23 protein-coding genes are annotated in these 21,177 nt (G+C 29.0%); 13 read left to right on the top strand and 10 right to left on the bottom strand.

Annotated features, from left to right (window positions below):
* Positions 1 to 48: 48 nt before the first annotated feature.
* Entirely contained in the window at positions 49 to 252 is a 204-nt protein-coding gene (locus ACTTA6_RS06730) for a twin transmembrane helix small protein (RefSeq protein ID WP_262590092.1), read from the top strand.
* On the opposite strand, the gene ACTTA6_RS06725 is transcribed toward ACTTA6_RS06730, so the two are convergent.
* Positions 249 to 758 carry a TlpA family protein disulfide reductase gene (locus ACTTA6_RS06725; protein WP_440613530.1) on the bottom strand — a complete coding sequence of 170 codons (510 nt, stop codon included), beginning with the start codon at positions 756 to 758 and terminating at the stop codon, positions 249 to 251. The two genes, ACTTA6_RS06730 and ACTTA6_RS06725, sit on opposite strands and share 4 nt — an antisense overlap.
* Before the next feature lie 24 nt (positions 759 to 782).
* Here ACTTA6_RS06725 and argH point away from each other — a divergent pair, with 24 nt between their 5' ends.
* From argH to ACTTA6_RS06710, 3 genes are all read left to right on the top strand, one after another.
* The gene (argH, locus tag ACTTA6_RS06720; RefSeq protein ID WP_440613531.1) at positions 783 to 2,174 is read left to right on the top strand and encodes an argininosuccinate lyase; all 1,392 of its coding nucleotides are present in this window, start codon (positions 783 to 785) and stop codon (positions 2,172 to 2,174) included.
* 127 nt (positions 2,175 to 2,301) lie between these two features.
* Complete coding sequence (gene lysA / locus ACTTA6_RS06715) at positions 2,302 to 3,516, top strand: diaminopimelate decarboxylase (RefSeq protein WP_440613533.1); 1,215 nt, start codon at positions 2,302 to 2,304, stop codon at positions 3,514 to 3,516.
* 11 nt (positions 3,517 to 3,527) lie between these two features.
* Complete coding sequence (locus ACTTA6_RS06710) at positions 3,528 to 4,229, top strand: lysophospholipid acyltransferase family protein (RefSeq protein ID WP_440613534.1); 702 nt, start codon at positions 3,528 to 3,530, stop codon at positions 4,227 to 4,229.
* Here ACTTA6_RS06710 and dnaN read toward each other — a convergent pair.
* The 4 genes from dnaN to mutM form a co-directional block, all read right to left on the bottom strand.
* Complete coding sequence (gene dnaN, locus ACTTA6_RS06705; protein ID WP_440613535.1) at positions 4,226 to 5,338, bottom strand: DNA polymerase III subunit beta; 1,113 nt, start codon at positions 5,336 to 5,338, stop codon at positions 4,226 to 4,228. The two genes, ACTTA6_RS06710 and dnaN, sit on opposite strands and share 4 nt — an antisense overlap.
* Entirely contained in the window at positions 5,328 to 6,746 is a 1,419-nt protein-coding gene (gene dnaA, locus ACTTA6_RS06700; protein WP_440613536.1) for a chromosomal replication initiator protein DnaA, read from the bottom strand. Before dnaA ends, dnaN begins: the two co-directional genes overlap by 11 nt.
* A gap of 316 nt (positions 6,747 to 7,062) precedes the next feature.
* Positions 7,063 to 7,323 carry a 30S ribosomal protein S20 gene (gene rpsT / locus ACTTA6_RS06695; protein ID WP_262590084.1) on the bottom strand — a complete coding sequence of 87 codons (261 nt, stop codon included), beginning with the start codon at positions 7,321 to 7,323 and terminating at the stop codon, positions 7,063 to 7,065.
* 48 nt (positions 7,324 to 7,371) lie between these two features.
* On the bottom strand, positions 7,372 to 8,235 hold the full coding sequence (gene mutM, locus ACTTA6_RS06690; RefSeq protein ID WP_440613537.1) for a bifunctional DNA-formamidopyrimidine glycosylase/DNA-(apurinic or apyrimidinic site) lyase: 864 nt from the start codon (positions 8,233 to 8,235) through the stop codon (positions 7,372 to 7,374).
* Between the two features lie 29 nt (positions 8,236 to 8,264).
* Here mutM and ubiE point away from each other — a divergent pair, with 29 nt between their 5' ends.
* From ubiE to ACTTA6_RS06660, 6 genes are read left to right on the top strand one after another with little or no spacing between them, the layout of a single operon-like run.
* A complete protein-coding gene (ubiE, locus tag ACTTA6_RS06685) occupies positions 8,265 to 8,969 on the top strand; it encodes a bifunctional demethylmenaquinone methyltransferase/2-methoxy-6-polyprenyl-1,4-benzoquinol methylase UbiE (RefSeq protein ID WP_440613538.1) in 705 nt (234 codons plus the stop codon).
* Positions 8,969 to 10,537, top strand: a complete 1,569-nt coding sequence (gene ubiB / locus ACTTA6_RS06680) for a 2-polyprenylphenol 6-hydroxylase (protein WP_440613539.1) — start codon at positions 8,969 to 8,971, stop codon at positions 10,535 to 10,537. Before ubiE ends, ubiB begins: the two co-directional genes overlap by 1 nt.
* Before the next feature lie 8 nt (positions 10,538 to 10,545).
* Positions 10,546 to 11,751, top strand: a complete 1,206-nt coding sequence (coaBC, locus tag ACTTA6_RS06675; protein ID WP_440613540.1) for a bifunctional phosphopantothenoylcysteine decarboxylase/phosphopantothenate--cysteine ligase CoaBC — start codon at positions 10,546 to 10,548, stop codon at positions 11,749 to 11,751.
* Complete coding sequence (gene dut / locus ACTTA6_RS06670) at positions 11,751 to 12,188, top strand: dUTP diphosphatase (RefSeq protein WP_440613541.1); 438 nt, start codon at positions 11,751 to 11,753, stop codon at positions 12,186 to 12,188. Before coaBC ends, dut begins: the two co-directional genes overlap by 1 nt.
* Positions 12,185 to 12,940: a HesA/MoeB/ThiF family protein gene (locus ACTTA6_RS06665; protein WP_440613542.1), complete on the top strand. Its 756-nt coding sequence runs from the start codon at positions 12,185 to 12,187 to the stop codon at positions 12,938 to 12,940. Before dut ends, ACTTA6_RS06665 begins: the two co-directional genes overlap by 4 nt.
* On the top strand, positions 12,931 to 13,371 hold the full coding sequence (locus tag ACTTA6_RS06660) for an SH3 domain-containing protein (RefSeq protein WP_440613543.1): 441 nt from the start codon (positions 12,931 to 12,933) through the stop codon (positions 13,369 to 13,371). The genes ACTTA6_RS06665 and ACTTA6_RS06660 overlap by 10 nt, the downstream gene beginning before the upstream one ends.
* Here the strand turns inward: ACTTA6_RS06660 and ACTTA6_RS06655 are convergent.
* From ACTTA6_RS06655 to ACTTA6_RS06640, 4 genes are all read right to left on the bottom strand, one after another.
* A complete protein-coding gene (locus ACTTA6_RS06655; protein WP_440613544.1) occupies positions 13,368 to 13,961 on the bottom strand; it encodes a DUF3501 family protein in 594 nt (197 codons plus the stop codon). The genes ACTTA6_RS06660 and ACTTA6_RS06655 overlap by 4 nt on opposite strands.
* 2 nt (positions 13,962 to 13,963) lie before the next feature.
* Positions 13,964 to 15,295 (bottom strand): (Fe-S)-binding protein, encoded by a 1,332-nt coding sequence (locus ACTTA6_RS06650; protein WP_440613545.1) that lies wholly within the window; start codon positions 15,293 to 15,295, stop codon positions 13,964 to 13,966.
* 159 nt (positions 15,296 to 15,454) lie between these two features.
* The gene (locus ACTTA6_RS06645; RefSeq protein ID WP_262590070.1) at positions 15,455 to 15,871 is read right to left on the bottom strand and encodes a rubrerythrin family protein; all 417 of its coding nucleotides are present in this window, start codon (positions 15,869 to 15,871) and stop codon (positions 15,455 to 15,457) included.
* A gap of 106 nt (positions 15,872 to 15,977) precedes the next feature.
* Complete coding sequence (locus tag ACTTA6_RS06640; RefSeq protein WP_440613546.1) at positions 15,978 to 16,406, bottom strand: Fur family transcriptional regulator; 429 nt, start codon at positions 16,404 to 16,406, stop codon at positions 15,978 to 15,980.
* 94 nt (positions 16,407 to 16,500) lie between these two features.
* Between ACTTA6_RS06640 and fabA the strand changes: the two genes are divergently transcribed.
* From fabA to ACTTA6_RS06625, 3 genes are read left to right on the top strand one after another with little or no spacing between them, the layout of a single operon-like run.
* On the top strand, positions 16,501 to 17,001 hold the full coding sequence (gene fabA / locus ACTTA6_RS06635; RefSeq protein ID WP_428079165.1) for a bifunctional 3-hydroxydecanoyl-ACP dehydratase/trans-2-decenoyl-ACP isomerase: 501 nt from the start codon (positions 16,501 to 16,503) through the stop codon (positions 16,999 to 17,001).
* Positions 17,001 to 18,212 carry a beta-ketoacyl-ACP synthase I gene (gene fabB, locus ACTTA6_RS06630; protein WP_440613547.1) on the top strand — a complete coding sequence of 404 codons (1,212 nt, stop codon included), beginning with the start codon at positions 17,001 to 17,003 and terminating at the stop codon, positions 18,210 to 18,212. The genes fabA and fabB overlap by 1 nt, the downstream gene beginning before the upstream one ends.
* Before the next feature lie 3 nt (positions 18,213 to 18,215).
* Entirely contained in the window at positions 18,216 to 19,001 is a 786-nt protein-coding gene (locus ACTTA6_RS06625) for an enoyl-ACP reductase FabI (RefSeq protein WP_440613548.1), read from the top strand.
* Positions 19,002 to 19,077: 76 nt separating this feature from the next.
* Here the strand turns inward: ACTTA6_RS06625 and pnp are convergent, their stop codons facing one another.
* Positions 19,078 to 21,150 carry a polyribonucleotide nucleotidyltransferase gene (gene pnp, locus ACTTA6_RS06620; RefSeq protein ID WP_440613549.1) on the bottom strand — a complete coding sequence of 691 codons (2,073 nt, stop codon included), beginning with the start codon at positions 21,148 to 21,150 and terminating at the stop codon, positions 19,078 to 19,080.
* Positions 21,151 to 21,177 lie beyond the last annotated feature (27 nt).

The following is a 21,177-nucleotide window of genomic DNA, read 5'->3' as shown; positions in this document are numbered from 1 at the left end:
GATGATTTATTATGTTTTTTATTTTTAAAAACACACTACAATAATAATATGTTTTCTGGAATATTAGTTAAAATTTTATCTATCGCTCTTTTAATAGCTGTTGGAATAGTTTTAGTTTTGGGTATTGGAACTTTATTTAAAGGTGGAGAAACAAGTAAAAAATATTCAAATAAACTAATGCAGCTTAGAGTTCTACTGCAATTTGTGGCTATACTTGTTTTAGTAGCTTTCGCATATTTTTTTAAAAACTAATTATATTTCTCAATCCACTTTAAAAAATCTTTGTCATTAAAGTCTATATCACCAAGAACCCTTGCAAATTCCTCACCTTCTTTATTTATAAATATTGATGTTGGAACTCCTCTTAGAGAAAATGTTTTAGCTAAAGTTACTTCTGGATCAAAAAAAGGTTCCAAATTTTTTAATTCTAATTTTATAAAAAATTCTTCAACTTTATTTAGTTTTTCTTTACCAATATTAATAGGAAAAACTTTTAAATTATTAAGTAATGAATTTGCTTGCATATTGTCTAATGAAGGCATCTCTTCTTTGCACGGAGGACACCAAGTAGCCCAAAAATTTAAAACTAACAATTTTCCTTTGAAATCATTAATTTTAATTTTTTCATTTTTCTTATTTAAAAAAAATACATTTTCATACGTTTTTGGAACTTTATGAATAACAATATTTTTAATGTTCGGTAAATCACTAGCTTCTGCTGTTGTAATTAAAAAAATAAATAATGCTAAAATTCTCATATTAATTAGGTATAACTAATTATCATGGCAAAAAATAAAAACAACCAAGCAATATGGAACACGCGAATACAAAAAAAGGCATCAAACCTATTTCAAAAAGTTGGTAATTCTATCGATATAGATAAAAGACTTTACAAAGAAGATATCCAAGGATCCATTGCGCACGTTGAAATGCTTTTTAGACAAAAGATAATTTCCTTTAAAATAAAAAATAAAATTATTTATGGTCTAAATAAAATTTATAAAGAAATAACTTACAATAAATTTGAATTTAATAAAAAATATGAAGACATCCATATGAATATAGAGAAAAGATTATTTCAAATAATTGGTGATGAAGCTGGATACATTCATACAGCTCGATCAAGAAATGATCAGGTAATAACTGATTTTAAAATTTGGATTAAAACTGCAACAAAAGATATTAATAATAATATAGATAAAGTAATCAAAAGCACAATTAAACTGGCTGAAAAAAATATAGAGACTATCATGCCAGGTTTTACTCATCTTAAAAATGCTCAAGCTATATCATTTGGCCATTATTTAATGGCTTATGTGGAAATGTTTACTAGAGATAAAAAAAGATTTTTAAACAATTTAAATAGTTTAAGTGAAAGTCCATTAGGTGTAGCAGCTCTATCAGGCACTTCGTTTAATATAGATAGAAATTTTACATCTAAAAAACTTGGATTTAAAGGACCAACTAATAATTCAATAGATACAGTTTCAGATAGAGACTTTGTGCTGGATTTTCTTTATGCTGTTTCAGTTTGTTCAATGCATATTTCTAGAATTGCAGAGGAATTAATTATATGGAATTCAGATGGATTTAACTTAATCAACTTGTCAGATAAAGTTGTTACAGGCTCTTCGATTATGCCTCAAAAAAAGAATCCTGATCTCTTAGAATATCTAAGAGGAAAAACCGGTACTTCTTACGGAAATTTTTTTTCTATGTTAACGATACTAAAAGGCTTGCCACTTTCTTATTTTAAAGATTTACAGGATGATAAGGAATTGGTTTTTAATTCTAATGATACTTTAATAAATTGCTTAAAAATATTTGATGAAGTTTTAAAAAATTGTAGTGCAAATAAAAAGAAGATGCTTGAACTTGCAAATATAGGCCATATTACAGCAACAGATCTAGCTGATTATTTAGTTAGAGAACACAACATGTCATTTAGAAAGGCATATCAAAAAACAGCTGCTATTGTTAACATGGCTGAAAAAAGAAAGAAAAATTTAAACGAATTAAGTTTAAATGAACTTAAAAAAATTGAGCCAAAATTGACAGAAAAGGTTTTAGAAATTTTCAATTTAAAAAACTCTATAAATTCAAAAAAATCATTTGGGGGAACTTCTTTTGAAAATATAAAAAAAATGATAACTAAATATAAAAAATTAAAATGATAAAAAAAATCACATTTACGTTAGTTATGTTGCTACTGTTATTTTCATGTGGCAAGAAAGGTGACCCTGTATACAAAGAGGACAAAAAACAAGTTTATTTAAATCTATTCTCTAAAAATAGAGTGTAATGAAATACATAAATAAAAAATTATCTATTGATAAAGTAAACTTTTTAAAAATTGCAAAAAAATATGGTACTCCAACATATTGCTATTCTTACTCAAGGTTAAAAGAAAATATTTTAAATTTTAAAAAAAATTTTAAATCAATATCACCACTGATATGTTTTGCAGTTAAATCAAATACCAATGTAAATTTAATAAATGAGATATCAAAATTTGGTTTTGGAGCTGATGTAGTATCTGTTGGTGAAATGATGATGGCTCTTAAAGCAGGTGTTAGTCCAAATAAAATTGTCTTTTCAGGAGTTGGTAAAACTACAAATGAAATAAGATACGCAATAGATAAAAAAATTTTACTAATAAACGCAGAATCGAAAAGTGAAGTAGTAGAAATAAATAGAGTGGCTAGACAAAAAAATAAAATTGTGAAAATTGGTTTAAGATTAAATCCTAATACTGATGCAAAAACATTAAGCCAAATTTCGACTGGTAAAAAAGAGAATAAGTTTGGTGTAAATGAAAAAACATTTTATGAAATAATTGAATATTGCAAAAGTTCAAAAAATATAGATCTTAATTGCTTAAGTGTTCATATTGGAAGCCAAATTTTAGATCATAAGCCTTATGAAAAGATGCTTAAAGTAGTCGATAATATTTTAAAGAAAACATCTCATGAATTTGAATACATCGATTTAGGTGGTGGTATGGGAATTTCTTATGCAGATAAAAATAAAAAACTTAATTATAAAAAATATAATTTAGCTATTAAAAAATTTTTAAAAAATAAAAAATGTAAAATTATATTTGAACCAGGAAGATCTATAATAGGAAATTCTGGAACATTGATTACAAAAGTAATTTATATAAAAGACAGTGAAAGTAAAAAATTCATTATATTAGATGCAGCAATGAATGATTTAATGAGACCAGCATTATATGGTGCAATTCACAAAACTTTACCTGTTATTAAATCTGGAAAAGTTTCCAAAAAAACTTATGAATTTGTAGGACCTATATGTGAAACTACAGACAAGTTTGTAACTATTAAAAACTTTCAGGAACTTCAAGAAAAGGACTTCGTTGCGATATGTGATGTTGGTGCTTACGGAATGTCACTAAGTTCAAATTATAACTTAAGAACAAAACCATTAGAAATATTAATTAAAAACAACAAAATAAAAATAATTAGAAAAAGACAAAAGCATAAAGATTTAATTTAGCTTTTGAGACAATGATAAGAAACATTTTATTTTCAATAATTTTTTTTACTGGAATTATTTTTATTTCTATAATTTTTTTACCTTCTTTTTTCCTACCAAGAAAAATAGTTTTAATTGGTGGCAAATTAATGGGCTATTGGACTGGTGTTTGCTTAAGGTTTATCCTTTCAGTAAAAATCCTTATCAAAGGTGAAGAAAATATAATCAAAGAGGATAAATTTTTTATTGCTGCATCTCATCAATCAATGTTTGAAACTTTTTATTTGCAAACTATTTTTAATTCACCAGTTTTTATTTTAAAAAAAGAGCTTCTCCAAATTCCAATATTTGGTTGGTATTTAAAAAAAATAGGATCAATTTCAATAAATAGAAATAAAACAACTAAAGATAATTTGGGTTTTTTTAATGATATTTCAAAAACAATATCACAATCAAATCGTCCATTAATTATTTTTCCTCAAGGTACCAGGGTATTACCTGATGATAGAACTCCATTTAAAAAAGGAGCCTCAAGGATATATGAAGAATTAAAAATAAATTGTTTACCAGTAGCCATAAACTCTGGTTACGTATGGCCAAAAAAAGGTGGAAAAAATAGTAATAGAACAATTACTATATCAATATTAAAACCTATTTCAGCTGGCCTAGAAAAAAATGAATTTTTAAAAACTCTAGAAAAAAATATCTATCAAGAATTAGATTTAATAAATTAACCCTTCATTGGCATCACAACGTAGATACTATCAAAATCGCCTGGATCTTTTATTAAAGCTGGTGAACCCGTATCATTAAAAAAGATTTCGACTCTATCACCATCTAATTGTGAAGCTACATCAATCAAATATCTGGAGTTAAAACTTATTTCTAAGTCATGATCAAATTTAACATTTAATGTTTCTTTTCCGTCTCCACTATTAGTATTATTTACCGAAAGATCTAGAGTATCATTTGATAAATTAAATTTTACACCATCTTTTTTATCCAGAGATACAGAAGCTACTCTATCAACTGAGTTTAAGAAAAGTTTTAAATCAATTTCTAATTTTTTTTGATTATTTTTAGGTATTACTTGAATATAATTCGGAAATTTTCCGTCGATAAGTTTTGAAATTAAAATACTATTATTCAGTTCAAACTTAATTTTTGACTTTAGATTTGATACTTTTACATCACCATCATAACTATCTAACAGTGAACAAAGTTGAAAAATTGTTTTTTTAGGAAGTATAATAGGGTCAAATTCAATTTTTTCATCTAGCCTGATTTTTGAAATCGACATTCTATGACTGTCAGTAGCAACAGCTGTTAAATAATTTTTATCTTCAACTTCGGTTTGGTGAAAATAAATACCACTTAAATAATGTCGAGTTTCATCATTTGAAACAGAAAACTTACATTTATTTAGAAGCTTCAATAATTGTTTTGATTTTATAATAAATTCATTTTCATTAAAATTTTCATCAGTTAATGGGAACTCGGTAGCACTAATACAATTCAAATTAAAAATAGATTTTTCCGATTCTACTTGTAATTTACTTACATCGGTAAGAGTAAGGTTAATTTTTTTTCCTGATGTTAATTTTCTGATTATGTCATACATAATTGATGAGGTTGTTGTTGTTTTTCCTTCTTCAAGAATTTCAACATTATTTAGCTGGTGTATAAAAATTAAATCAAGATCTGTAGCAGTAATTGTTAATTTAGAATTACTAGCATCTAATAATATATTAGATAAAATTGGTAACGTGCTTCTCTTTTCAATTACACCCTGACAATAATTTAGTGCTTGCTGAAGGTCTTGTTGGTTGACGTTAAATTTCATTTTCTTTGTTATTGTATAATATCTGATTTTTAAGTTTATTGATATTATCTACCATTTCTGGATCTTTTTCTTTGATTTTCTCAATTGTTTTAACAGAATGGATAATTGTTGTGTGATCTCTATTCGAGAATTCTCTACCTATTTCTGGTAATGATTTTGAAGTTAAAATTTTAGTTAAGTAAATTGCTGTCTGTCTAGGTCTTACAAGATATCTTGATCTTCTTGAAGAAAGCATTTCATTTTTGCTTATCTTAAAAAACTTACACACAATAGTCTGTATTAAGTCAATTGTTACTTTATTTTCTGAGATATTTAAAAGATCTTTTAATACCACTTTAGTTTCAGGTAGATTTGGAACTTTGTTATAAATTCTTGAAAAGGATACTATTCTATTAACTGCTCCAACTAATTCTCTAACACTTCCTGAGATCTCATTACTGATAAAATCTTGTATATCTTTTGATACTTGAAGCTGATCTGAATATAAATTGTTTAATTCTTCTGTTTTTTTTTGAACTATTTTTTTTCGTAATTCTAAATCAGGTTTTTGAATGTCAACAACCAATCCACCTGAAAATCTGGATTTAATTCTCTCTTGAATACGCATTAATTTATTAGGTGCTCTATCAGCTGATACTATAATTTGTGATCCTTTATCTAACAAAGCATTGAATGTATGAAAAAATTCTTCCTGCATTGCTTCTTTGCCGCTAATAAACTGGATGTCATCTATTAATAAAATATCAGTATTTCTAAAATATTCTTTAAACTTAACCATATCATTTGATTTAATTGATTTTACAAACTGATACATGAAACGTTCAGCTGAAATGAACATCACTTTATTTTTTTTCTTCATCTCAAAACCAATAGAATTTAATAAGTGAGTTTTCCCCATTCCTACACCACCATAAATATAGAGTGGATTATAATGTGAGATAGTTTCTGTAACCTTTAAAGAAGCTTCATATGCAAGTTTATTGCTTGATCCAGTTATAAAGTTATCAAATCGTTTGTTTGGATCTATTCGGTTATACTGAAGGTACGAGTCTTTTATAAATGAAACATTTTCATTTTGAGTATTTTCAATATTTGTTGTGTCTTTTAAATCCTCATCAACTTTTTGATCAATAATTTTAAATTCAATTCTAATTATATCCTTTTTATACAATTTAATTATTTTCAGAATTTGGTCTAAATACCTCGAAGTAATCCAGTCTCTGATAAATCTAGTTGGAACAGATAAAAGTAAATAATTATTATGCTCCTCAAGAAATGATATTTTTTTTAACCAACTTTCATAAATTTCCAAACCTAATTTATTCTTCATTTCAGATTGAATTTGTTGCCAATCAATCTCTTCTGAAGCAAAATTATTAATATTTTTATTTGTAAAAGATTTATTCATAACTTAAGGGAAGATCTCAGTTAGAACGATTTAAAAAATTTTGCAACAAGTATTAAATTTAAAATTAAAAAAAAATTAAATCTGCAATTGTAGAATTTATTGTCACAATCATTTTTTTTTATGGACACAAATTTTTAAATTAGTTTTAAATTTTCTTAAAAATAAAATTTTTGATTGAATCAAATACAGATTGAATCAAACATTGATTGTATTGTGTAAGATCAAAGATTTACTAAATCTAAATATGGTAATTTGAAAATATTTAGATCTTATATAATGTGTGTGTGAAATTTATCTTCGAAACAACTTAAGGTTTTTAAATTGCTGCAATCTTTTTAGTTATTCTTGAAACGTTTCTTGATGCATTTTGTTTTTTAATTACACCAGTCTTTGCAATTTTCATCAACTCAGAGTTTAATTTAGGTAAGAATTTTAACGCTTCATCTTTCTTTTTAGTATCAATTAAAGCGTTCATTTTCTTTAATGCATTTCTAAATCTACTTTTTCTAGCTTTATTAACTGCTGTTTGCTTAGAAATACGTCTTATACGTTTAATAGCTGATTTTGTATTTGCCATGCGCAGGGGTATAGCTTGAGAACTGAAAACGGTCAACTAAATATTTGGCTAATTTTGGCAGGAATTACAAAAAAAAGTAGATCTATTTGATACAATTTTTTTCTGTATAGTATCGGTACATCCTATAGTTTTACATCTTAATCCTTCTTGCTGATATACTTTAAATTCTTTTTGATAGTTTCCAGAAGATCCCAAGGTATCCTTAAAATCTCTAATACTTGAACCACCTTTTTTAATTGCTCTTAATAAAATTTTTTTTGAATAGTAAATAATTTTTTTACATTCATCTCTAGTTAACAAATTTGCTTTTTTAAATGGATAAATCTTACTTAGAAATAAAATTTCACTTGCATAAATATTCCCAATTCCAGAAACAAATTTTTGATCTAATAAAAATGTTTTAATATTTTTATTCTTTCCTTTGAAGTAATTAAAAACATAATTCAAATTAAAATTTAAATTGAATGGTTCTGGTCCCAAATATTTAAATCTATTTTCTAATTTTTCACTATTTTCTACTAACTCAAAAAAACCAAATCTTCTTGGGTCATTATAAATTACTTTCAAAGAATTAAATATTAATTCAATATGATTATGTTTTTTTGGTAATATAGGAGAATGATAAAAACTAGCATTAGTAAATTTTAATTTTTTTTTACTATCAATGATGTGTATGGTTCCAGACATACCCAAATGTATCAAACAAAACTCTCCACTTTTAAAATTCAATATTAAATACTTGGAAAATCTATCTACTTTAATAATTTTTTTATTCATTAAAAAAGAGCTAAAATTTTTTGGAAGTGGAAACCTAAGATTTTTATTTCTAATAATTACTTTTTTAATACTTTTTTGTTTAATTTTTTTGTCTAAAGATTGTCTAACAATTTCTACTTCTGGTAATTCTGGCATTTCTCACTATATTCAATATATATTTTTTTATGCAACAATATCTTCAAAATAAAAAAGGCCTTGTGGAAGGTGTTTTCGATCAAGTTTATAGTAAATACGACTTGATGAATGATTTCATGTCACTGGGGATTCATAGATTTTGGAAAAAAAGTCTAATCAATATAATGAAACCATCTCCAAATAGAAAGTTAATAGATGTTGCTTGTGGAACTGGAGATATTGGTAAATTATTTTTGAATAGTACAAATCAAATGTCAGAGGTCACTTGTGTAGACCCAAATAAAGGTATGATTAATCAAGGCAAACAAAAATTATCTAATTATAAAAATATAAAATGGATCAATGCAGCTGCTGAGAAGCTTCCACTTCAAGACAACGAATTTGATTATTACACAATAAGTTTTGGTCTTAGAAATACAAAGAATTTAGATAAAGCTCTATCCGAAGCTTATAGGGTATTAAAACCAGGTGGAAGATTTTTATGTTTAGAATTTTCAAAAATTCAAAACTCTAACCTAGATTTTGTTTATAAAAACTATTCAAAAATAATTCCTCATATTGGTCAATTTATTGTTGGCGATAAAAAACCATATGAATATCTAGTAAAAAGTATTGAAGAATTTATTAATCAGGAAGAATTAATTGACTTAATGAAAAAGCATAATTTTACGAAATGTAATTATAGGAACTTTTCAGGTGGTATAGTTTCTATCCATAGTGGTTGGAAAATATAATGCTAAGAAAATTAATTACTTTATTTAAATTAGGAAGAAAAATTGCAAAATCTGATATTTTAGATATTGCCTCTAAATTTAAAAAACCGCCGGTCGCGATTACAATTTTATTTCAGCTATTAGCAATATCTTTTGAAAAAAAAGAATTGAGTCATCATGCGCTAGATGATGGTGAAAGACTTTCAAAATCATTAGAGTCGATGGGTACAACTTTTATAAAATTAGGTCAATTTTTAGCTACTAGACCTGATATTATAGGAGAAGAGCTCTCTACAAAGCTGGAAAAATTACAAGATCGTGTACCACCATTCTCTATTAATCAGGCAAAAGAAATAATTAAAAATGATTTAGGCAATGATGCTTACAATTCTATTATTGATTTAAGTGAGCCAGTTGCTGCTGCATCAATAGCACAAGTTCATAAAGCTAAAATAAATGACAATGGTACAATTAAAGATGTAGCAATAAAAATTATAAGACCAGACATAAAAAAAATATTTAATGAAGAAATTGATGCGATGATGCTATTTGCATTTATCATTGAGTCATTTTTAAAAAAAACTAAAAGATTAAAACTTGTGGAAGTTGTTTTTTTGTTGAAAGAAATAACCAACCTAGAAATGGATTTAAGGTTTGAGGCAGCAGCCGCAAATGAATATGCAGAAAATACAAAAAATGATGCTGGATTCAAAGTTCCTGAAATTTATTGGAACTTTACTAGTGAGAATGTAATGACATTAGATTGGATAGATGGGGTATCTATTCGTGAAACAGAAGAGCTGAAAAAAAGAAATTTAAATACTAATAAAATTGCTGAGGATATTATCCAGCATTTTTTAAGACATGCTGTAAGGGATGGTTTTTTTCATGCTGATATGCACCAAGGAAATATATTTATTGATGAGAATGGTCAAATAGCTCCAATAGATTTTGGCATAATGGGTAGATTAGACAAAATGAGTAAACGTTTTTTAGCTGAAATTTTATTTGGATTTATACAAAGAGATTATAAAAAAGTTGCTGAGGTTCACTTGGTAGCAGGATTAGTCCCCAAAAATGTGCCAATAGATGATCTTGCACAAGCATTAAGGTCAATAGGAGAGCCAATATTTGGTCAAGAGGTTAAAGATATTTCAGGTGGAAAATTATTAAAACAGCTTTTTGATGTTACAGAAAAATTCAATATGCAAACTCAACCTCAATTGTTGATGTTACAAAAAACAATGGTTGTAGTTGAGGGTGTTGCAAGAAAATTAAATCCTAACACTAATATTTGGACAACTTCTAAACCAGTTCTTGAAAATTGGTTAAGGGAAACAAAAGATCCTATAAATAATTTTAACGAAACACTTAAAAATAGTACAGAAGTAATTAAAAGATTACCTGAGTTACCTGAAATCATGGACAAAGCAAATCAAGCTCTAACATTTTTAGCTAGCGGACAAATTCCTCAAAACTCCAATTCTTATACAGCTTTAAACGATAAAAAATCTGAAATGATAGCATTTAGAAACCAATCTATTATTGGTTTATTACTTCTTGTAATTTTTGGTCTTATAGTATTTTAATTCTGCAAATGAAAAATCTTAATAACAAAAAAATTCTTTTTATTATTTGTGCTGGTATTTCAGCTTATAAAAGTCTTGAAACGATTAGATTATTAAAAAAAAATGGTGCAGAAATAAAAACTATACTTACTTCTAGTGCTAAAGAATTTGTAACTCCATTATCGGTAGCATCATTATCTCAAGGTAAAGTTTATAGTGATTTGTTTAGCTTAGAAAACGAAACTGAAATGGATCACATTTCACTTTCTAGATGGGCAGACGTAGTTATCGTTGCACCAACTACAGCAAATACAATTTCAAAATTAGCACAAGGTACTACGAATGATTTGGCTTCTACCGTAATACTTGCTTCAAATAAACAAATTTATTTAGCACCAGCTATGAATGTTAGAATGTGGGAACATAAATCTACAAAAACTAATTTAAAAAAATTAAAAGATTTTGGTTATAAGTTTATTGGTCCAGAAATAGGAGATATGGCATGCGGGGAATACGGAGAAGGAAAGATGTCGGAACCATTAAAAATTGCGGATGAGTTAAACCAATTTTTTTTAAAACAAAGTCAAATTAAAAAATTTAAAGCTTTAGTTACTGCGGGTCCAACAAATGAGTATATCGACCCTGTGCGTTTTATAACAAATAAATCAAGTGGCAAACAAGGATATGAACTAGCTAAATGTCTATCGAAAAAAGGTTTTGATACAACACTGATTTCAGGACCAACTAATCTAGAAGTAGAAAAAGATATTAAACTCATTAAAGTTGAAACAGCGGATGAAATGTTTGCTGCTACACAAGAGAATTTACCTGTAGATGTAGCAATTTTTTCAGCAGCAGTATCAGACTTTAAAGTGAAAAAAAAATCTCAAACAAAAATAAAAAAAGAGGAAACATTAAATTTAAATTTAGAAAAAAATATTGATATTTTAAATTACATATCAAATCATAATTCTATGAGACCTGAAATTGTGATTGGTTTTGCAGCAGAAACAAACGAAGTTTTAAAAAATGCAGAAGAAAAATTAAATAAAAAGAATTGTGATTGGATAATTGCTAATGATGTTTCTAAAAAAAATATTGGATTTAACTCTGATTATAATGAAGTTGTAATCCACTACAAAAATAAATCTTTAAAAAGTGAAGTCCTACCATACAAAAGAAAATCTGAAATTTCTGAAGAAATAGTTGATAGAATAATTGATCAATTAAATTAATGGCAAAAATCCTTGTTAAAAAATTAGATCCTTCAATAGAGCTACCTGCCTACAAAACAGAAGGGGCTTCGGGAATGGATCTTATGGCATTTATAAAAGAACCTATTATACTTAAATCCCAAAATTCTTGTTTAGTTCCAACTGGAATTGCCGTTGCTTTTTCAAATGAATTTGAAATTCAAATACGACCTAGATCAGGTTTAGCAGCAAAAAATAGTATTAGTGTTTTAAATACACCAGGAACAATAGATAGTGATTACAGGGGTGAGATAAAAGTAATACTTTACAATCACGGAAAAGAAGATTTTTTAATAAACAATAAAGACAGAATAGCTCAAATGGTTCTTGCACCAGTGATAAAAATGAATTTTGAAGAAACAGATGAGCTTCCAGAAACAATTAGAGGCGAAGGCGGATTTGGCTCAACAGGAAAATGAGCAAAAAATTAAACAAAAAACAAATTGAACGTTTTTCAAGACAGATCATATTAAAAAATATTGGTATTTTAGGTCAAAATAAAATTACAAATGCAAAAGTGTTAATAATAGGTATGGGTGGTCTAGGGTGCCCAGTAGCAGAATTCTTGACTAGGTCAGGGGTTGGCTCATTAGGAATTGTGGATCATGATCGAATAAGTCTTTCAAATATTCATAGGCAGAGTTTATTCAATCAGAAAGATTTAAATCAACTAAAAGTCAAAATAGCTAAAAAAAAATTAAACAACATTAATTCTTTAACAAATATAAAAATTTTTAATTACAAATTAAATAAATCTAATTTTCAAAAAATTATTAAAGATTACGATTATATTGTTGATGGAACTGATAATTTTGAAAGTAAATTTCTAATTAATGATTTAAGTTTAAAGTATAAAAAGTTTTTGGTAACTGGTGCTATAAGTAAATTTGATGGTCATATCTTTACATTTAATTTCAAAAATAAAAAAGAACCATGCCTTCGATGTTTTTATCAAGAGGAAAAAATATCAGATGAAATACTCAATTGTGAATATGAAGGAATCCTGGGAACTGTAGCGGGAATAGTTGGCACAATGCAAGCTAATGAAATTTTAAAAAATATTTTAAATATAGGCCAAAGTTTAAATAAATATATTTTAATTATTGATTTATTAAATTTAAATTTTAGAAAAGCAAAAATTAAAAAAAGAAAAAACTGTCTATGCAATTAATTATAAGAATAATATTAATTTTTATCTTATCAATTTCAATAAGTTCAGCTGATGAAATATTTGTTTCTTTAAAAAAAAATAAAGTAAACGTTAGGTACGGTCCAAGTTTTGATTCAGATGTAAAATATGTTTACAAAAAAATTAACCTTCCTTTAAAACAAATAGATAAAAAAGAAAACTTTAGAAGAATTATAGACCTTAAAAATAATGGTGGGTGGATACATATATCTCAATTAAAAAAAAATAATTCTGCAATAGCAACAAAAGATAAAATTTTATTTAAAAACCCTACATCTTTTGCAAAACCAATTGCTCTTATTAAGGAAGGTAGGTTATTAATATTAGAAAAGTGTGAACAAGAATGGTGTCAGATAACATCTGGAAAATTTCAAGGTTGGGTTAAAACAGATAATATCTGGGGATTTAATTAACTAAAATCAGCAGCAAGTGACTTTTTATTCTCTAAAGACAGCTTGGTAGTATGGGAATATTCTTTATGATCTATTCCTATTTCAACTTCAATTTCTTCAGATTTAAATTTAGCTATTTGGTCATCTGAAAAATTAAAATGAATAAATTGAACTGAAGAAGCTTTACCTTCAGCTGATGTTCTATCAACATCTTCCTCTGGTATAGCTTTTATTTTTTCTCCATTAATTTTCATAAACACAGTTTCTTCTATTCCACCCACTTTTCCTAGGAAAGCTGCACGTGAAATAGGATTGTCTATTTCAAACATTAAAGTAGCTGTTAATTCTTTACCATTTGGTATTAGAGGATTGTATGCTGACAACTCATCTTTAAGTTGTTCATCTCCACCTTTTTCAATATATAACATTTCTTGAACTTGAGCTAACATTGTCTCGTAACTTTCAAAATAAAAAGTTGCATAAGGACCTAATGCAATTCTTCTATTTTTTTTAAAATCAACAATATTTTTTCTTAGTTCTCTTCTATTTTTTGTGTAGACATCCAATGGCATTATGTCTTCTTTTTGTATTTCTCTTTTTTCTCTTGGCATAATCATAATTTATAACTTTTTGCCATCAATTCGATAGGATGTAGTGCCTCATCATTGGAGATGTTAGTATCCACTTCAAGCTGCTTCAAGTGCTTACCTGCTAAAGGACAATCAGAAGCCATGTACTTGTTATTTTTTGTTTTAATTTGTCTTGCAGTTGGTCTTCCTACTTTGTTGGCCAGATCATGTGTTTCTTTCATCACACCAAAAGTTCCACCATGCCCAGCGCATTTCTCTACAACATCAATTTTAACATTAGGGATAAGTTTAAGCATATCTCTCGCTTTGATACCCATGTTTTGTGCTCTTGCGTGACACGCATGGTGCACTGTCACTCCACCATCTATTTCTTGTAATCCATCTGCTAATCCCTCATTGTTTGCAATATCAACAACATACTCATCAATATCCATAACGTTTGCAGATAATTTTTTTATTTTATCATCATTAGGTAAAAGCAATGGCCATTCAAATTTTAACATTAAACCACAACTAGCAGTTAATGTAACAACTTTGTAACCTTTGTTAATCCATTCAACTAAATCTTTAGAAACTTTTTTAGCCTGTTCCACAACTTTAGGAAGATCAGCTTGCTCTAAGAATGGCATTCCACAACATCCAGGATAGGCTTCTTGAACTTCTACACCATTTTTCTTTAGAACTTTTAAAGCTGCAACACCCGTATTTTTTTTATTAAAGTTAACAAAACAGGTAGAATAAATTACAACTTTTCTATCATTAGTTTTTGTCTCGTAGTTTATTTTGTCATTATTTTTCCTAAAAAAATTAGAAAAAGTTTCTGAATTGTATTTTGGAAGTTGAACCCTTTTATCGATACCAGCAACTACCTCTAATATTTTTCTGAACAACTTATTTTTTATATCTGATGCCCAATTAATTATTTTAGAAAATAAAACCCCAATTTTTGCGTTTCTATCTATTTGGGCTAATTGCATTGGAACACTTGGTAATTTACCTAATTTTTTCTGTGCCGTTCTGTACCTCAACATTAAATGAGGGAAATCAAGATCAAAATCATGAGGAGGTACATAAGGACATTTGGTCATAAAACACATGTCGCAAAGAGTACAGGCATCAACAACCGGAGCAAATTGCTCACTTTTTAAACTTTCTACGTCTTCATTTTCAGACTCATCAATCATATCGAACAATTTTGGAAAGGAATCACAAAGATTAAAACATCTTCGACATCCATGGCAAATATCAAACACTCTTCGCATTTCTGCATCTAATTTTTCAGTATTTAAAAAATCTCGATGCTCAAAATCAATAGGGTGACGAATTGGGGCGTCTAGACTTCCTTCTTTGCTCATACGATTATATTAGAAATTATAATTAATGATAAAGAAACTAATACCACTGGTTCATTAAACCAATCTTTTATTAATTGTAAAAGTTGCTCTTTCATTTTTTTTGATTTTAGAAATTTTGTTAAATTTAGTGGGCGGTAAACGCCCACTAATGAATATTATTTAGGCAATTGACTCTAAAGTTTTCTGAAATTTACCAGCATGAGATTTTTCAGCTTTTGCTAAAGTCTCAAACCAATCTGCAATTTCCTCAAAACCTTCTTCTCTTGCAGTTTTAGCCATACCTGGGTACATGTCAGTATATTCATGCGTTTCTCCCTCAATTGCAGAAGCTAAATTTGCTTTAGTTTCACCGATTGGTTTCCCAGTAGCTGGATCTCCAACTTGTTCAAGGTATTCTAAGTGACCATGTGCGTGACCAGTTTCACCTTCTGCTGTTGATCTAAATACTGTAGCTACATCATTATAACCTTCGATGTCAGCTTTTTGTGCAAAATAAAGATATCTTCTATTTGCTTGACTCTCACCAGCGAATGCTGCTTTTAAGTTCTCTTCTGTTTTACTTCCTTTTAAAGACATTTTTTTCTCCTTAATTTAACTTTATAGACCATATAGTGTCTAAAACTTTAATGTCAATAGTTTAGAATTATTATAATCTAGATTATATATAATTGATTTAATTGAATTATTTTTGAGTTTGATTATCACTCGCAACTTTAACCAAAACTTCAACTGAATTTATTTTTTTTCCTGTAATATTTTTTTTAATATTTACTGGGTCTATATCATTTTTATCACAATCTATTAGCTGATGAGTATCTTCATCATAAAAATGATGATGAACAGATGTATTTGTATCAAAATAACTTTTATCGCTGTTAATCGAAATTTCTTTTAAATAACCTTTTTTCTGAAATGCATGAACAGTGTTGTAAACTGTTGCTAAAGAAATTTTTTCATTCATCTCCTCAGAAATCATTTTTACGAGATCATTGATTGTAAAATGAAAAGTTTTTTCTCTATTAAATAGAACTTCACACATTTTAACCCTTTGTTTAGTGGGTCTAAGTCCTAAATCTCTTAATTTTTCAACAAAATTACAGTTTTTTACCATTGTATTTTATAATTATTCTAATGTATCAATAAAAATATACTGTTTTATTATATTATATTGGCATTAAATCAAGTAATAAGGTTTCTCAAAAAATATGAAAAAAAATTCCTACTCATATGACGATCTAATAAGTTGTGGAAATGGTGATCTTTTTGGACCAGGTAATGCAAAATTACCACTTCCTCCAATGTTGATGTTTGATAGAATAACTGAAATCAACGAGAATAATGGAGCTTTCAATAAAGGCTCTTTAAAGGCTGAATTAGATATAAAAAACGATCTATGGTTTTTTGACTGTCATTTTAAAGAGGATCCAGTCATGCCTGGGTGTCTAGGTTTAGATGCTATGTGGCAACTAGTTGGATTTTTTCTGGGCTGGTTAGGAAATCCTGGCAAAGGTAGAGCTCTAGGAGTTGGTACTGTAAAATTTACTGGTGAAGTTTTACAAAATGTTAAAAATGTAAGGTACGAAATAGATATGAAAAAAATTATGTCGCCAGGTGGAACAACTGTTGGTCTTGCCAATGGAATTGTACTTGCTGATGACAAAAAAATATATTCAGCAGAAAGTTTGAAAGTGGGGTTATTTAAATAATGAGAAGAGTAGTAATTACAGGATTAGGAATTGTCTCTTGTTTGGGAAACAACCAAGAGGAAGTTCATCAATCATTAATTAATTCAAAATCAGGAATTACTTATGCTGAGGAATATAAAGAACATAATCTTAAAAGCCATGTTCATGGCAAACCAAATATAAAATTAGAAGATTATATCGATCGAAAAACAATTAGATTTATGGGTTCAGGTTCAGCTTATAATTATATTGCGATGAAAGAAGCTATTGAGGATTCTGGATTAGAAGAAACTGAAGTTAGCAATTTTAAAACTGGAATAGTTATGGGTTCTGGTGGTCCATCAATTGAAAATGTTATTTTGGCTGCGGATAAAACGAGGGCTAAAACTCCAAAATTGATGGGACCGTTCATTGTTCCAAGAACAATGGCAAGTACAGCTTCTGCAACGCTTGCTGTTCCATTTAAAATTAAAGGAACCAACTACACAATGAGTTCTGCTTGCGCAACAAGTGGCCACTGTATTGGTAATTCAATGGAATTAATTCAAATGGGAAAACAAGATGTTGTTTTTGCAGGTGGAAGTGAAGAAGTTCATTGGGCTATGACGGCAATGTTTGATGCGATGACTGCTTTATCATCAAAATATAATGATGCTCCCGAAACAGCATCAAGAGCATATGACAAAACAAGAGATGGTTTTGTAATTGCAGGTGGTGCAGGTGTGTTAGTGCTAGAGGAATATGAACACGCTAAAGCAAGAGGTGCTAAAATATACGCAGAATTAACTGGTTATGGAGCAACTTCAGATGGATACGATATGGTAGCTCCATCAGGAGAAGGTGCTGTCAGATGTATGCAAATGGCAATGTCTACTGCTAAAAATAAAATTGATTATATCAATACTCATGGAACTTCTACTCCAGTTGGAGATATCACGGAGCTAAATGCAGTTAAAAATACTTTTGGAGACAATATCCCAAAGATTAGTTCGACAAAATCTTTATCGGGACATCCACTTGGTGCGGCTTCAGTTCATGAAGCAATTTACTGTTTGATAATGATGAAAAATAATTTCATAGCTGGCTCTGCAAACATAAGTGAGATGGATGAAGAAGCTAATAAATTTCCTATAGTTTCAAAAACTGAAACGGGAGCAACTTTAAATACAGTAATGTCGAATAGCTTTGGTTTTGGTGGAACTAATGCAGCTTTAATTTTTGAAAAGGTTTAATTTATGAGTTTAATGAAAGGCAAAAAGGGATTAATCATGGGTGTTGCAAATGAAAGATCTATTGCCTGGGGTATATCTCAAAAACTTGCTGAAGCAGGGGCAGAACTAGCATTTACATATTTGGGCGATGCTTTGAAAAAAAGAGTTGTTCCTTTAGCAGAAAAATTAAATTCAAAAGTTACATTTAGTTGTGATGTTGAAAAAAAAGAAGAAGTTGTAAAATTATTTGAAGATATCAAATCCCAATGGGGTGAAATTGACTTTGTAGTTCATGCAGTTGCTTTCTCTGATAAATCAGAGTTATCAGGTGAATATTTAAATACCACTAGAGAAAACTTTTTAAGAAGTATGTTAATCTCATGCTTTTCATTTACTGAAGTAGCAAAAGAAGCCTCAAAGGTAATGAAACAAGGCGGAAGTTTATTAACTTTAACTTACGAGTCTACTAAAGCAATTCCAAATTATAACGTAATGGGTGTTTGTAAATCAGCTTTAGAAGCTAGTGTTAAGTATCTAGCTCGAGATTTAGGTGTCAAGGGGATTAGAGTAAATGCAATAAGTGCAGGCCCTATTAAAACATTAGCAGCTTCTGCGATTGGAGATGCAAAGTTCTTATATAAATGGAATGAAGACCATTCTTTTCTCAAAAGAAACGTAGATATCCATGATGTTGGAAATTCATCATTATATCTATTAAGTGATCTTGCAAACGGAGTTACTGGTGAAATTCACTATGTTGATGCAGGATATAACAAAGTTGGAATGCCTGACCCAAAGAATATTAGCTAAATTTAGTTAATTTTAGTTAAAAAAAACCCCCAGAACTCTCATTCAGGGGGTTTAAAATTTAAAATTAAGCTATTAATTATTCAGTAGCTTGTTTCATCGAAAGTTTAACTTTACCTCTATCGAAACCAATCACTTTAACTTTTACCTCGTCTCCTTCTTTGACAACATCGGTTACTTTAGCAACTCTTTTATCTGCAAGTTCTGAAATATGAACAAGCCCATCCTGTTTTCCTAAGAAATTAACAAATGCACCAAATTCCATAATCTTCATTACTTTACCTGAATAAATTTTATTAAGTTCAGCTTTTGCAGTTATGTCTTTAATCATCTGCATTGCGATGTTTCTAGACTCTTCATCTGGAGCAGCAACTGTTACCACACCTTCGTCATTTACATCTACTTTCGCACCTGATTTTTCAACAATCTCTCTGATTGTTGCGCCACCTTTTCCAATGACAGCAGCAATGTCTTTTTTATCAACATTAACTTGTTCCATTTTTGGAGTGTGTTTTCCAACATCAGATCTTGAAGCTGATAATGCTTTGTTCATTTCTCCTAAGATATGAACTCTTCCATCTTTAGCTTGGCTTAATGCTTGCTCCATGATTTCAAATGTAATACCTGTAATTTTGATATCCATTTGAAGAGAAGTAATTCCATCTTTAGTTCCAGCAACTTTAAAGTCCATATCTCCTAGGTGATCTTCATCACCTAAAATGTCTGACAAGACGCTAAAATCATCACCTTCCTTAATTAAACCCATTGCAATACCTGCAACTGGCTCTTTAATTGGCACTCCAGCGTCCATTAACGCTAAAGACGTTCCACAAACAGTAGCCATAGAAGAAGAACCATTAGACTCAGTTATTTCTGAAACTACTCTAAAAGTATATGGAAATGCTTCTTTCGTTGGTAATGAAGAGTTAATCGCTCTCCAAGCTAATTTACCATGTCCGATTTCTCTTCTACCAGTTCCAATTCTTCCAGTTTCTCCAACAGAAAAAGGAGGAAAATTATAGTGAAGCATAAATCGTTCTCTCTGAAGCCCATCTAAACTTTCAATTCTTTGTTCATCATCAGAAGTTCCTAGAGTTGCTACAACAATTGCTTGTGTTTCTCCTCTAGTAAATAATGCAGAACCATGAGCTCTAGGTAAAATACCCACTTCGCACTCGATAGGTCTTACATCAGATAAACCTCTTCCATCAATTCTATTTTTATTTTTTAGGATATCAGTTCTAACAATTGATTTTTCTAGACTTTTTAGCTGACTGTTAACATCAAGATCTGTGTAGTTTTCATCTTCCGCATAAAGTTTTTTAGCTTTATCAGTAATTTCAGAAATTTGATTTGATCTATCTTGTTTATCTCTTGTAGCAAAAGCTTTTTTAAGATCTTCAGTAAAAGTTTCCTCAAGTTTTTTCTTAACTTCAGATAAATCTTTTTTCTCAACTGTCCATTCAGGTTTTCTACATTCTTTTGCAAGCTCCTCAATCATTTCAATCACTGGAACAAAGCCTTCATGACCAAATTTAACTGCATTTAACATTTCTTCTTCAGTTAAACCGCTTGCTTCTGATTCAACCATAAGCACAGCATCTTTTGTACCTGCTACAACTAAATCTAATTTCGATTTTTCTAATTCTGCTTTAGATGGGTTTAAAACATATTTTCCATCAATAAATCCAACCCTTGAGGCTCCTACAGGTCCCATAAATGGCATACCTGATATAGCTAATGCTGCCGATGAAGCAGTGATTGATAAAATATCTGGTTCGTTTTCTTTGTCATATGAAATTACAGTTGGTAATAACTGTACTTCATTTTTAAATTCATCTGGAAACAAAGGTCTGATTGGTCTATCAATTAATCTAGAGATTAATGTTTCGCTCTCAGTTGGTCTTGCTTCTCTTTTAAAATATCCACCTGGAATTTTCCCAGCTGCGTAATATTTCTCTTGGTAATTTACAGATAATGGAAAGTAATCCATATCAGGATTTACTTTTTTTGCCCCCACTACTGTTGCTAGTACGACTGTCTCTCCGCATGTTGCGATTATTGCACCGTCTGCCTGTCTTGCTACTTTACCTGTTTCTAAACTTATCTTCTTTCCCGCTACTTCAATTTCCTTCTTGTATACTTTAAACATTTCATTTCCATTTCGTTTCGTTCGTTT

Origin of the sequence: Candidatus Pelagibacter sp. HIMB1636 (assembly GCF_052047675.1) — a bacterium.
Taxonomy (GTDB): domain Bacteria; phylum Pseudomonadota; class Alphaproteobacteria; order Pelagibacterales; family Pelagibacteraceae; genus Pelagibacter.
Note: the sequence above shows the minus strand (reverse complement) of the source record. Positions and strands in the feature narration are given on the sequence as shown.

What these genes read in the sequence shown, in the direction of transcription:
- ubiB (WP_440613539.1), top strand. Translation starts at nt 8,969, where the DNA reads ATGCTAAGAAAATTAATTACTTTATTTAAATTAGGAAGAAAAATTGCA.
- mutM (WP_440613537.1), bottom strand. Translation starts at nt 8,235, where the DNA reads ATGCCAGAATTACCAGAAGTAGAAATTGTTAGACAATCTTTAGACAAA.
- ACTTA6_RS06645 (WP_262590070.1), bottom strand. Translation starts at nt 15,871, where the DNA reads ATGTCTTTAAAAGGAAGTAAAACAGAAGAGAACTTAAAAGCAGCATTC.
- ACTTA6_RS06710 (WP_440613534.1), top strand. Translation starts at nt 3,528, where the DNA reads ATGATAAGAAACATTTTATTTTCAATAATTTTTTTTACTGGAATTATT.
- ACTTA6_RS06725 (WP_440613530.1), bottom strand. Translation starts at nt 758, where the DNA reads ATGAGAATTTTAGCATTATTTATTTTTTTAATTACAACAGCAGAAGCT.
- dnaA (WP_440613536.1), bottom strand. Translation starts at nt 6,746, where the DNA reads ATGAATAAATCTTTTACAAATAAAAATATTAATAATTTTGCTTCAGAA.
- ACTTA6_RS06665 (WP_440613542.1), top strand. Translation starts at nt 12,185, where the DNA reads ATGAGCAAAAAATTAAACAAAAAACAAATTGAACGTTTTTCAAGACAG.
- dut (WP_440613541.1), top strand. Translation starts at nt 11,751, where the DNA reads ATGGCAAAAATCCTTGTTAAAAAATTAGATCCTTCAATAGAGCTACCT.
- fabA (WP_428079165.1), top strand. Translation starts at nt 16,501, where the DNA reads ATGAAAAAAAATTCCTACTCATATGACGATCTAATAAGTTGTGGAAAT.
- ubiE (WP_440613538.1), top strand. Translation starts at nt 8,265, where the DNA reads ATGCAACAATATCTTCAAAATAAAAAAGGCCTTGTGGAAGGTGTTTTC.
- ACTTA6_RS06655 (WP_440613544.1), bottom strand. Translation starts at nt 13,961, where the DNA reads ATGCCAAGAGAAAAAAGAGAAATACAAAAAGAAGACATAATGCCATTG.
- ACTTA6_RS06625 (WP_440613548.1), top strand. Translation starts at nt 18,216, where the DNA reads ATGAGTTTAATGAAAGGCAAAAAGGGATTAATCATGGGTGTTGCAAAT.
- coaBC (WP_440613540.1), top strand. Translation starts at nt 10,546, where the DNA reads ATGAAAAATCTTAATAACAAAAAAATTCTTTTTATTATTTGTGCTGGT.
- fabB (WP_440613547.1), top strand. Translation starts at nt 17,001, where the DNA reads ATGAGAAGAGTAGTAATTACAGGATTAGGAATTGTCTCTTGTTTGGGA.
- dnaN (WP_440613535.1), bottom strand. Translation starts at nt 5,338, where the DNA reads ATGAAATTTAACGTCAACCAACAAGACCTTCAGCAAGCACTAAATTAT.
- ACTTA6_RS06640 (WP_440613546.1), bottom strand. Translation starts at nt 16,406, where the DNA reads ATGGTAAAAAACTGTAATTTTGTTGAAAAATTAAGAGATTTAGGACTT.
- pnp (WP_440613549.1), bottom strand. Translation starts at nt 21,150, where the DNA reads ATGTTTAAAGTATACAAGAAGGAAATTGAAGTAGCGGGAAAGAAGATA.
- ACTTA6_RS06650 (WP_440613545.1), bottom strand. Translation starts at nt 15,295, where the DNA reads ATGAGCAAAGAAGGAAGTCTAGACGCCCCAATTCGTCACCCTATTGAT.
- ACTTA6_RS06660 (WP_440613543.1), top strand. Translation starts at nt 12,931, where the DNA reads ATGCAATTAATTATAAGAATAATATTAATTTTTATCTTATCAATTTCA.
- argH (WP_440613531.1), top strand. Translation starts at nt 783, where the DNA reads ATGGCAAAAAATAAAAACAACCAAGCAATATGGAACACGCGAATACAA.
- rpsT (WP_262590084.1), bottom strand. Translation starts at nt 7,323, where the DNA reads ATGGCAAATACAAAATCAGCTATTAAACGTATAAGACGTATTTCTAAG.
- ACTTA6_RS06730 (WP_262590092.1), top strand. Translation starts at nt 49, where the DNA reads ATGTTTTCTGGAATATTAGTTAAAATTTTATCTATCGCTCTTTTAATA.
- lysA (WP_440613533.1), top strand. Translation starts at nt 2,302, where the DNA reads ATGAAATACATAAATAAAAAATTATCTATTGATAAAGTAAACTTTTTA.